Annotated in this window: 11 protein-coding genes and 1 riboswitch; of the genes, 8 read left to right on the forward strand and 3 right to left on the reverse strand. The window is 75.2% G+C overall.

Translation table 11 applies throughout. From position 1 onward, the window contains the following. Nucleotides 1-3: 3 nt before the first annotated feature. Nucleotides 4-116: riboswitch (TPP riboswitch) on the reverse strand. 84 nt (nt 117-200) lie between these two features. From ACIO5E_RS02180 to thiE, 3 genes are all read left to right on the forward strand, one after another. After that, on the forward strand, nt 201-1,406 hold the full coding sequence (locus ACIO5E_RS02180) for an NAD(P)/FAD-dependent oxidoreductase (RefSeq protein WP_400662515.1): 1,206 nt from the start codon (nt 201-203) through the stop codon (nt 1,404-1,406). Between the two features lie 69 nt (nt 1,407-1,475). Then, the gene (locus ACIO5E_RS02185) at nt 1,476-1,841 is read left to right on the forward strand and encodes an Rv2175c family DNA-binding protein (RefSeq protein ID WP_030239967.1); all 366 of its coding nucleotides are present in this window, start codon (nt 1,476-1,478) and stop codon (nt 1,839-1,841) included. Beyond that, nucleotides 1,841-2,491 (forward strand): thiamine phosphate synthase, encoded by a 651-nt coding sequence (gene thiE / locus ACIO5E_RS02190; protein ID WP_400662519.1) that lies wholly within the window; start codon nt 1,841-1,843, stop codon nt 2,489-2,491. Before ACIO5E_RS02185 ends, thiE begins: the two co-directional genes overlap by 1 nt. Nucleotides 2,492-2,534: 43 nt before the next feature. Here the strand turns inward: thiE and ACIO5E_RS02195 are convergent, their stop codons facing one another. After that, nucleotides 2,535-3,641 carry a polyprenyl synthetase family protein gene (locus tag ACIO5E_RS02195; protein WP_400662522.1) on the reverse strand — a complete coding sequence of 369 codons (1,107 nt, stop codon included), beginning with the start codon at nt 3,639-3,641 and terminating at the stop codon, nt 2,535-2,537. A 240-nt stretch (nt 3,642-3,881) separates the two neighbouring features. Between ACIO5E_RS02195 and metF the strand changes: the two genes are divergently transcribed. Next, the gene (gene metF, locus ACIO5E_RS02200) at nt 3,882-4,802 is read left to right on the forward strand and encodes a methylenetetrahydrofolate reductase [NAD(P)H] (protein ID WP_400662524.1); all 921 of its coding nucleotides are present in this window, start codon (nt 3,882-3,884) and stop codon (nt 4,800-4,802) included. A 178-nt stretch (nt 4,803-4,980) separates the two neighbouring features. Continuing rightward, nucleotides 4,981-5,832, forward strand: a complete 852-nt coding sequence (locus tag ACIO5E_RS02205) for a hypothetical protein (protein WP_400662527.1) — start codon at nt 4,981-4,983, stop codon at nt 5,830-5,832. 34 nt (nt 5,833-5,866) lie between these two features. On the opposite strand, the gene ACIO5E_RS02210 is transcribed toward ACIO5E_RS02205, so the two are convergent. Further along, a complete protein-coding gene (locus tag ACIO5E_RS02210) occupies nt 5,867-7,363 on the reverse strand; it encodes a phytoene desaturase family protein (protein ID WP_400662530.1) in 1,497 nt (498 codons plus the stop codon). A 23-nt stretch (nt 7,364-7,386) separates the two neighbouring features. Beyond that, entirely contained in the window at nt 7,387-8,016 is a 630-nt protein-coding gene (locus ACIO5E_RS02215) for a DUF4126 domain-containing protein (RefSeq protein ID WP_400662533.1), read from the reverse strand. 578 nt (nt 8,017-8,594) lie between these two features. Between ACIO5E_RS02215 and ACIO5E_RS02220 the strand changes: the two genes are divergently transcribed. The 3 genes from ACIO5E_RS02220 to ACIO5E_RS02230 all read left to right on the forward strand — a co-directional run bounded on the left by ACIO5E_RS02220 (nt 8,595) and on the right by ACIO5E_RS02230 (nt 10,760). Beyond that, nucleotides 8,595-9,161: an SAV_6107 family HEPN domain-containing protein gene (locus tag ACIO5E_RS02220; protein ID WP_400663405.1), complete on the forward strand. Its 567-nt coding sequence runs from the start codon at nt 8,595-8,597 to the stop codon at nt 9,159-9,161. A 42-nt stretch (nt 9,162-9,203) separates the two neighbouring features. Next, entirely contained in the window at nt 9,204-9,959 is a 756-nt protein-coding gene (locus ACIO5E_RS02225; RefSeq protein WP_400663408.1) for a methyltransferase domain-containing protein, read from the forward strand. Nucleotides 9,960-10,370: 411 nt separating this feature from the next. Next, nucleotides 10,371-10,760 carry a DUF3040 domain-containing protein gene (locus tag ACIO5E_RS02230; RefSeq protein ID WP_280674480.1) on the forward strand — a complete coding sequence of 130 codons (390 nt, stop codon included), beginning with the start codon at nt 10,371-10,373 and terminating at the stop codon, nt 10,758-10,760. The last annotated feature ends 131 nt before the right edge of the window (nt 10,761-10,891 follow it).

Genomic DNA, 10,891 nt, shown 5'->3' on the forward strand with positions numbered 1-10,891 from the left:
GCGTGACAAAGCTGCTCTTCTCCCTTCGCCGGTATGACCCGGATCAGGTTCGGACGGTCGCGGGCCGTGCCAGCCCGCCTCTCAGCCCGGTACGCCGGGCTCCCGTGATGGTGTCCCCACCATAACGCCGGGGTCGGCCCGGCCGAAGGCCCGTACGAAGGGTGGACGGGCCGGTGGGGCGCCCGGGACCGCTGAGTACAGTGACGGGCGTGGCAGAGCTGAGCGGAACGGATCGGGTGGTCGTCGTCGGGGCCGGGCTGGCCGGGGCACAGTGCGCCCTGAAGCTGCGGCAGGGCGGCTGGCCGGGGCGGATCACGCTGGTCGGCGAGGAGCCGCACGCGCCGTACGACCGGCCGCCGCTGTCCAAGGACGTGCTGCTCGGCAAGGCCGACGCCACCACCCTGGACATCGACTACCCGCACCTCGGCATCGAGGTGCTCACCGGCCGCCGCGCCACCGGCCTCACCCCCGGCGTGCTGCACACCGACGACGGCGACCTCCCGTACGGCGCGCTGGTGATCGCCACCGGCGCCACCCCGCGCGCCCTGCCCGGCGCCGAGCGCGCGCACCTGCTGCACACCCTGGACGACGCGCTGGCGCTGCGCGCCCTGCTGCGGCCCGGCCTGCGGCTGGTACTGGTCGGCGCGGGCTGGATCGGCGCCGAGGTGTCCACCGCGGCGCGCGCCGCGGGCTGTGAGGTGACCGTGGTCGAGGCGGGCCCGGCGCCCGTCCCCGGCGCGCTGCCGACCGAGGTCGGCTCGGCGATGGCCGCCTGGTACGCCGAGGCCGGCGTCGACCTGCGCTGCGGGGTCGGCGTGGCCGCCGTCGAGCCCGGCGCGGTGCTGCTGGCGGACGGCTCGCACCTGCCCGCCGACGAGGTGGTGGTCGGCGTCGGCGCCCGGCCCGCGACGGGTTGGCTGGCCGGCTCCGGCGTCGAACTGGACGAGACCGGCGCGGTCCTGGTGGACGAGCGGCTGCGGACGGGCCTGCCCGGCGTCTTCGCGGCCGGCGACTGCGTCAGCTACCCGTCCGCCCGCGCCGGCGCCCGGCTGGCCGTCCAGCACTGGGACCACGCGCTGCAGTCCGGCGAGGCCGCGGCCGCCGCCGTGCTCGGCGCGGACGCGCCGCCGTACGACCCGGTGCCGTACTTCTGGTCGGAGCAGTTCGGGCGAATGGTCCAGTACGCCGGGCGGCACGCCGAGGGCGACGAACTGCTGTGGCGCGGCAGCCCGCAGGACGCCTCCTGGACGGTGCTCTGGCTGCGCGACGGGGTGCCGAGCGCGCTGCTGGCCGTCGACCGGCCGCGCGACCTCACCCAGGGCCGCCGGCTGATCGAGCGCGGCACCGCGCTGGACCCGGCCCGGGCGGCCGACCCGGCGGTGCCGCTGAAGTCGGCCACCGCTTGACGGGGCCCTGACGGCGCCCTGGCGGGGCCTCTGGTGCGCGGCGGCCCCCCGAGGTGGCAGTCTGGTGGCGTGAGTGAGATCGAAAGCAAGATTGAAGCCCTGGTCCCCGAGTGGATGTACCTGCCCGACATCTCGGAGCAGTGGGGCGTCCGCGTCACCGAGGTCCGCGACCTGGTGCGCAACGGCGGCCTGATCGCCGTCCGGCGGGGCCCGAACAAGTCGCTGCAGGTGCCCGCGGCGTTCATCGACGGTCCCGGGCTGGTCAAGCACCTGTCCGGCACCCTGACCGTCCTGCGGGACTGCGGGTACAGCGACGTCGAGATCCTGGAGTGGCTGTTCACCGAGGACCCGTCGCTGCCCGGCAGCCCGATCCAGGCGCTGCGCGAGAACCGCGGCACCGAGGTCAAGCGCCGCGCCCAGGCGATGCTGATCTGATGGCGGTGGACTCTCCGCGCGCCCGGCTGGCCGACGCCCGGCTGTACCTGTGCACCGACGCCCGCCGCGCGCAGGGCGACCTCGCCGAGTTCCTGGACGCGGCGCTGGCCGGCGGGGTGGACATCGTCCAGCTCCGTGACAAGGGTCTGGAGGCCAAGCAGGAGCTGGCGGCCCTGGAGGTCTTCGCGGACGCCTGCCGCCGCCACGGCAAGCTGCTGGCCGTCAACGACCGCGCCGACGTCGCGCACGCGGCCCGGCCGGACGTGCTGCACCTCGGGCAGGACGACCTGCCGGTGCCGGCCGCCCGGGCGATCCTGGGCGACGAGGTGCTGATCGGGCGGTCCTGCCACGCCGAGTCCGAGGTGGACGCGGCGGTCGCCGAGCCCGGCGTGGACTACTTCTGCACCGGCCCGGTCTGGCCGACCCCGACCAAGCCGGGCCGCCCGGCGCCGGGCCTCGGCCTGGTCTCGTACGCGGCGAAGCAGAGCACCGACCGGCCGTGGTTCGCCATCGGCGGCATCGACCTCGGCAACCTCGACGAGGTGCTGGCCGCGGGAGCCCGCCGGATCGTCGTGGTCCGCGCCATCACCGCCGCCGACGACCCGCAGGCCGCCGCCGCCGAGCTGTCCCGGCGGGTGCGTTCGACCTGACCCGTCGCGCGGGCCGCCGCCGTCCCCGGTACTGGCGGATTTCTCAGTACTTGCGGACGGTGGCGGCCTCGGCCAGCGCCAGCAGCACCGCGCGGGCGCGCCCGTCGACGAGCGGCGCCGCCTCCAGTGCGGCCAGTGACTGCCGCATCAGCTCGTCGATCCGGTGCTCCACCCGCTCGGGCGCCCCGCTGCGGGCCACCAGGGCGCGCAGCCCGGCGACCTCCTCGGGCGCCAGGTCCGGGGCGCCGAGCCGCTCGTCCAGGTACCGGGCGTCGGCGGCCGACAGCCCCCGCATCGCGTGCGCCACCAGCAGGGTGCGCTTGCCCTCGCGCAGGTCGTCCCCGGCCGGCTTGCCGGTGACCGCCGGATCCCCGAAGACACCGAGCAGGTCGTCCCGCAGCTGGAAGGCCTCGCCCAGCGGCAGCCCGAACGCCCCGAACGCCGCCACCAGCTCCGGGCCGGCCCCGGCCAGCAGCGCGCCGACCTGCAGCGGTCGCTCGATCGTGTACTTCGCCGACTTGTAGTGCAGCACCGTCTGCGCCCGCTCCAGCGCGCCCTCGTCCGCCGAGTCGCCGGCCACCGGCTCCAGCACGTCCAGGTACTGGCCGACCATGACCTCGGTGCGCATCAGGTCGAACACCGGCTTGGCGGCCAGCACCGCGGTCGGCTCCAGGCCCGAGCGCAGGAACAGCTCGTCGCACCAGATCAGCAGCAGGTCGCCGAGCAGCACCGCCGCCGAGGCGCCGTACTGCTCGCGGTCGCCGCGCCAGCCGCTGTCCCGGTGCAGCGCCTCGAAGCGGCGGTGGATCGAGGGCAGGCCGCGGCGGGTGTCGCTGCGGTCCATCAGATCGTCGTGCACCAGGGCGCTCGCCTGGAGCAGCTCCAGCGCGGCCGCCGCGTTCGCGATCCCCTCGCCGTCGGCCGGGCCGCCGGCGCCGCGCCAGCCCCAGTAGCAGAAGGCCGGGCGCAGCCGCTTGCCGCCGTCCAGCAGGAAGTCGCGCAGGGCGTCGGCGGCGGGGGCGAGCTGCGGGGAGATCGTGCCCAGCAGGGCGGACTGGCCGGTCATGAACGCGGCGAGGGCGGCGTTCACGCGCGCGCGGACGTCCTCCACGTCAATGGGGTTGGCCGGCCGGTTGCTGGACGAGGTCACGATGAGGCTCCGCTGGTTCGCTGGGGTGCAGCAAGCGTAGCGGGGCGGCCGGGAACGGATGTGCGAGCCGGCGTGCGGACCAGGGCGGGCGCCGGCCCTCGCCGGCCCGGGCGCCGGTCGGAAGCGGCCCCGGGTGGTCGAAACCTCGGGTGGAATGTCGAGTGGAACGGCGTCCACCACTTGTCTCAATCCGTGGTACCGAGTTGTCCGGCTCCTTCGAACGCCCGATAACCTGCCAGCATGGCACTCGGCATCGCTTCCACCAGACCGGATCGCGCACTGACGGTCCGCGAGCTCCTGGCGGCCGGTAAGCGGTCCTTCTCCTTCGAGTTCATGCCCCCGCGCACCGAGGTCGGCGAGCAGAGGCTCTGGGACGCCATCCGCCGGCTCGAACCGCTCGACCCCAACTTCGTCTGCATGACGTACGGCGCCGGCGGCTCCTCGCGCGAGCGCACCGTCAACATGGTCGGCCGGATCGCCACCGAGACCACGCTGATCCCGGTCGCCCACCTGACCGCCGTCGACCACTCGATCGCCGAGCTGCGCAACATCATCGGCCAGTACGCCGACCAGGGCGTCCGCAACGTCCTCGCGGTCCGGGGCGACCCGCCCGGTGACCCGATGGGCGAGTGGGTCCGGCACCCGGACGGCGTCACCTACGCGTACGAGCTGGTGGAGCTGATCAAGGGCATCGGCGACTTCTGCGTCGGCGTCGCCGCCTCGCCGAACATGCACCCGCGCTCGACCGACTGGGACGACGACATCCGGCACTTCGTCGGGAAGATCCGGGCGGGCGCCGACTACGCGATCACCCAGATGTTCTTCGAGGTCGACGACTACCTGCGGCTGCGCGACCGGGTCACCGCCGCCGGCTGCGAGACGCCGATCATCCCGGAGATCATGCCGGTCACCAACGCCAAGCAGCTGGAGCGCTTCCCCCAGCTGAGCGGCTCCGCCTTCCCCGCCGACCTGGAGGCCCGCCTGCGGGCCGCCATCGACGACCCGGCGGCGCTGCGCGCCATCGGCATGGAGCACGCCACCGCGATGGCCGAACGCCTGCTCGCCGAAGGCGCGCCGGGCCTGCACTTCATCACGCTCAACCACTCCACGGCGACGCTGGAGATCTACCAGAACCTCGGCCTGCACCAGCGCCACGCCTGACCGGACCCCGCGAGACCGGACGTTCACCGGCCCGTCACCGCCCCGACGGTGGCGGGCTCGGTCGTGTGCGCCCGGGCCGCGACCGGCGGGAACGCGATGCGGTACCCCGGCCGTTGAACCGGTACAGTCGCCGCACACGCGCGGCGAGCGCGGGCACGCGACTGGAGGTAGCGGGCGGATGGGCATCGGATACCTGCTGCTGTACGTCGCGTTGGCGGTGGTGGCGCTCTGGCTGGTAGCCGAGGTCCTGCTGCAGAACCGGGCCCCGCTGCACTGGCGGGCCCTCGCCCTGGTCGGCTTCCTCGCGGTGGCCGCCGGTATGACCCTCGGCTCGGTCCCGGTGATCGGCGCCGGCGCCGTGCTGTTCGCGCTCGGCCAGACCTTCGTCACCCTCTCCGTGAAGCGCGGATACCGGGCCGGTTGGTCGCTGCGCAAGGCCGACGGCGCCCTGCCCGGCCCGCTCGCCAAGGTGCCGCTGCTCGGGGCCCTCACCGGCGGCGCGGTCGCCGCGGCCGCCGTCGAGGCCGGCGAGGAGCGGGTCGGCGAGGTCAGCGCCGTCGAGGAGACCCGGATCACCGCCCCGGCCACCGAGGACGTCCCCGAGGCCGAGCAGACCGCCGCCTTCGAGATGCAGGAACTCGCCCAGGACGGCGTCTACGCGCCCGCCTACTACGAGCAGCAGCCGCACGACCCTTACGCCGAGGCCTACCAGGCCGGCTACGACACCGCCCAGCCGCAGCCGACCTACGAGCAGCAGCAGTGGCAGGGCCAGCAGCAGCCCGCCTTCGCCTACGACCAGGGCTACGGCGGCTACCCGCAGCAGCCGGACCCGTACGGCGGCTACCCCCAGCAGGACCAGTACCAGGCCTACCCCCAGCAGCAGCCCGGCTGGGAACAGCACCCGCAGCAGCAGTGGCAGACGCCCCAGCAGCACCCGGGACAGCACCCGGAGCAGCACCCGCAGGGCCCGCAGCAGTCGTACGACCACGCCTACGGCTACCAGCAGCAGAACACCTGGCCGCAGGGCTGAGCCCCGGTCCGGGCCCGGCGGTCTCCAGGCGACCCTAGGCCGGGCCGATGAGGTTGGCGGCGATGCAGGCGGACATACCGGACCGGGCCAGTCCGCCGCCCGGGTGGGCCGCTCCGCCGATCAGGTAGAGGCCGGGGACGGGCGACTCGTTGGCGGGCTGGAGCCACCGCCCGTCCGAGCCGGCGAACGCGGGCCGGGGTACCGAGCCGCCGAGCGCACCGGTCTCCCGGCGGGTGTCGTCCGGGGTGCGGACGACCCGCCACAGCACCCGCTCGCGCAGGCCCAGCCCGGCGGTGTCGGCGTGGGCCAGCAGCTGGTCCGCGTAGTGCTCGGCGAGACCGGGGGCCGTCCAGTCGACGTCGCCCTGGGCCGGGACGGTCGCGGTCAGCACCACGCTCTCGTGCGCGTCGTCGGGGCGCAGGGAGGGATCGTCCGGGCGCAGCACCTGGAGGGTGGGGCGTCCGCAGGGCGGGGCCGAGAGCGTCAGGGCGTTCTGCTCGGCGGCCGGGTCGGCGGCGTGCACCACCGTCCGGTGCGCGGTGCCGTCCGGCCGGGGGCCGCGCAGGGCGAGCAGCACGCTGAACCGGCCGGGCACCTCGGACGGCTCCCACTCCTCGGCGTCGAGCCCGGGCCACCGGGCGACACCGTGGCCGAACAGGGCCCTGGTGTCCATCGAGGAGACCACCAGGTCCGCGTCGATCCGGCCGTCCGGGGTGTCGACGCCGCAGGCCCGGCCGTCCTTGAGGACCACCTCGGTGACCGGGGTGCCGAAGCGGAACTCCACCCGGCGCAGCTCGCAGCGCCGGTGGACCGCGTCCGCCAGGGCCCGCAGGCCGCCGCGGACGTACCAGACGCCGAAGGACTGCTCCATGTAGGGCAGCACGGTGGCCCCGGCGGGGGCCGTCCCCGGGGGCAGGCCGAAGCGCAGGGCGTGCTCGGACAGCAGAGCGGTGAGGCCGGGGTGACCGCCGAGTTCGCGGGCGGCGACGTCGGCGAGGGTCCACGGGCGGGGCCGGCCGAGCCGGGCGAGCAGGCCGCGCCGGGGCGGGACGGGGTAGGGGTCGGTGTGCAGCGGCGTCCGGTCGGCCGGGAGCGGCTCCTCCAGGAGTGGGCGGCGGGTGGCCTCCCAGACCGTCCGGCCGTGGTTCATGACCTCGCTCCAGCGGGCGCCGGAGCCGGCGCCGAAGGCGGCGTCCAGGGCCTGGCTGACGCCGCCGCGGGAGGCGTTGGGCAGGGTGACGGCAGTGCCGTCCGGGAACAGGTGCCGGCTCTCCGGGTCCACCGGGGCGAGGCCGACGAGCTGCTCCAGCGGCTCCTTGCCGGTCTTCAGCGCGAGGTCGCGGTAGACGGCCGGGAGGGTCAGCAGGCCGGGGCCGGTGTCGAAGGCGAAGCCGTCGCGCTCGTACCGGCCGACCATGCCCCCGTACGTGCCGCCGGCCTCGCAGACCGTCACCCGGTGTCCGAGGGTCGCCAGCCGGGAGGCCGCCGCGAGCCCGCTCATTCCTGCGCCGATGATGACGATCCGTGCCATGGCATCTGATCCTAGGGCGTGTCCTAGGGCCGTTGGACGTACGTCCGCTCCGCCCCCTCCTCGCGGGCGGCGCGGGCCGCGCGGCGTTCCCGGCGGCGGGCCCGGAAGGCGCGGATCCGGCTGATCGCGAACCAGACCAGCAGCAGGCCGACGGCGAGCAGGACGGCGGCGATCGAGGCGGCCAGCCAGGGGTGGAAGATCGCCAGGGAGACCACGCCGGCCACCGAGACGTCCTCCGCCAGGCTGACCGCGATGTTGCTGGCCGGCTCCGGCGAGGTGTTGACCGCCATCCGCAGCGAGGCCTTGACCAGGTGGCTGACCAGCGCCGTCGTGCCGCCCATCGCGCCCGCCGCGACCTCGCCGAGCGAGCCCGGGTCGGCGCTGGCGATCAGCGCTCCGACGGTGGCGCCCGCGATCGGCCGGATCACGGTGTGCACGGAGTCCCAGAGGCTGTCGACGAACGGGATCTTGTCGGCCACCGCCTCCAGCAGGAACAGCACGGCGGCCGCGATCAGCACGTCGGTGCGCTCCAGCGCGGGCGGTACCGAATCCGCGCCGGCGAACCGGCCCATCAGCCCGAGCAGCAGCACCACCGCGTAGGCGTTGATGCCGCTGGCGAGTCCGCTGGTGAAGATCAGCGGCACGATCGTCATGGCTTCCCCCTCCTCATCGCTTCCCCCTCCTTGTGGCAACCGTCGCCGGGCCGCCCCGGCCACGCCGTACCGTACCTGGACGTACCGGGTCGGCCCGCCGGTTCCGGCCACGGCCGGGCCCGGGCGCCCGGCGGATCTGAGTACGCGTACTCATATCCGGGTTGAGTACGTCAGCGGATGGCCCGCTGGGTGCCCGGAACGGGAGAGTGGTGCCACTCGGGACGGCGGCGCGTCGGGCGCCACGCCCCGGGAGGCGGATCCGTCCGTCCACCGGTCCATGAGGGGCCGGGGGACGGCGGCGGAGGTCCGCCACGGGTGCCGGTCACGGGCCCTGCACCGCCGACACGGGGCGGCGGAGCGGGCCGGGGGAGACCGGCCACCGGAGCGGGGAGCTCGCCACCGCTGTCCGTGGGGGAACGGCGGCGCGGCGGCGTACGGCGGCGGTGCGGGGGCCGGGGGGAGGCCCGCGCCCGCCGCCGGTCACCCGGTCGGGTCCCGTTGTCAGTGGTCCCGTTCACGATGGAGGGGCACGGACCATCCGGTCCGCGCGCTGCCTCGGAACGGGGGAGACCATGACCATCAGCCATCCTGAGCCCGTCACCGCCCGCCTCCACTCCGCCGCCCTGCCGTTCTCCCCGGGCGGGCGCCCGGGTGGCGGGGACGTCCATCCCGTACTGCGCCGGATCGCCGCGCCGCCGGCCGCCCTCGACCTGCTCGCCGACGCCCACCGCACGCTCGCCCGGGCCCGCGTCCTGGAGGACCCGCTGGAGCGGTACGCCACCGCCCATCTGGCCGCGCTGCGCACGGTGGCGGCCGTGCTCGCGGTGCGCGGCCGGCCGGAGAAGAGCCCGCGTCGGCGCAAGGCCATCCGCAGTGCGTGGGAGGTGCTGCCCGAGGTGGCCCCCGAGCTGGCCGAGTGGGCGCTCTACTACGGCGCCGGCGCCCGCCGCCGGGCCGCCGCCGAGGCCGGGATCCGGGGCGCCGCCACGGCCCGCGACGCCGACGATCTGGTCCGCAACTCCGCCCTGTTCCTGCGCCTGGTCGAGCGCCTGCTCGCCCTGCGTCCGGCCCCGCCGGCGCCACGGCTGCCGCTGGACGGCGACGAGCCGCCGGGGGTGACGGGCCCCGCCACCCGCCCGGTCTAAGGTGGAGGCATCCTGACCGATCTGCACGTGCCGAGGAGCCCCATCTTGTACCCGACGCGTCCCCGCAGTGCCCTGCGTACCGCCGTGGTGTGGGAGGTGGTGCGGGCAGCCCTGGAGAAGCGGGTGGCCGAGCTGGACCAGCCGGTGCTCGACGTGGTCGACACCGGCGGCGGCACCGGCAACTTCGCCGTGCCGGTGGCCAAGCTCGGCCACCGGGTCACCGTGGTCGACCCGAGCCCGGACGCGCTGTTCGCGCTGGAGCGCCGGGCCGCCGAGGCCGGGGTGACGGACCTGGTCCGGGCCGTCCAGGGCGACACCCAGACGCTGCCCGAGCTGATCGCCCCCGGCACCGTGGACGCGGTGCTCTGCCACGGCGTGCTGGAGGTCGTGGACGACCCGGCGGAGTCGCTCGGCAGCCTGGCCGGCACCCTGCGCCCGGGCGGCCTGGTGAGCCTGCTGGCCGCCAACCGCAACGGCGCCGTGCTGGCCCGCGCGCTGGCCGGGCACTTCACCGAGGCCCGGACGGTGCTGTCCGGGACGGACGGCCGCTGGGGCGAGCAGGACCCGATGCCGCGCCGCTTCACCGGCGAGGAGCTGGGCCGCCTGGCCGAGGGCGCGGGCCTGCGGGTGGAGTCGGTGCACGGCGTCCGGGTCTTCGCCGACCTGGTCCCCGGTGTGCTGGTGGACGCCGAGCCGGGTGCGCTGGAGGCGCTGCTGAAGCTGGAGGAGGCCGCCGCCGCGCAGCTCGCCTTCCACGCCGTGGCGACCCAGCTGCACCTGCTGGCCACCCTGGCCTGAGCCGTCGCGAGACCTCCCCGCCGCCGTACGGTTCGCACACCGTCCGGCGGCGGTTCGCTTCCCGGATGCCTGTAGGCCTCGTCCGTGTGGTCCGGAACCTGCCCAGGTCCGAACCGATTCCACCCGTTCGGGCACTTGTCCGGAGCTTGTCGCGTTGGGACGGGTGCGGCCGTGCCCGGTCGAAGTGGCCCGTCCCACGCGGCGCAGACCACCCCGTAACGGGCCCACGGACCGTATGATCTGGGTAAAGCCGGAAAGCATGACAGCCGGATACGTGGGGCATATGGACGACACGGGCCGGGTCCCCCCGCACAGGCGTCCGACCGTGTGCCCCGATGGCTGATTGGACTTTGCCTCCCCGACCGGGGTGGCGGACCGGTCGCACCCGCGACCGACGAGTAGGAGGACTCCGTGCCGCTCTCGGAGCACGAGCAGCGACTGCTCGACCAGATGGAGCGAGCGCTGTATGCCGAAGATCCCAAATTCGCGACGGCGCTTGAGGGAACCGGGCTGCGCACCTACACCCGCCGGCGGGTGTACCTGGCCATCGCCGGCTTCGTGGTGGGCATCGGCCTGCTGATGGGCGGGATGGTCGTCCCCGATCAGATCTGGGTCAGCGTCGTGGGTTTCCTGGTGATGCTCGGGTGCGCGGTGTTCGCCGTGACCGGCTGGCGCCGCGGGCCCGCCGGCCAGGGCTCCGGCCCCCGGCCGGCCGCCGCACCGCGCCGCAAGGCCGGGATGATGGACCGGGTGGAACAGCGCTGGCAGCGCCGTCGGGACGAGCAGACCGGCGGCTTCTGAGCCGCACGCGGCACGCCCGCCGGGGCGCGCACACGCTGGACGAACGCCGGGGGCGGGCAGTCGGATCGACTGCCCGCCCCCGGCGTTCGCGTTGCTCAGGAACGGCTCGGTCCCCCTCGGGGATCCCCCGG

The organism is Kitasatospora sp. NPDC087314 (genome assembly GCF_044744365.1).
GTDB lineage: Bacteria > Actinomycetota > Actinomycetes > Streptomycetales > Streptomycetaceae > Kitasatospora.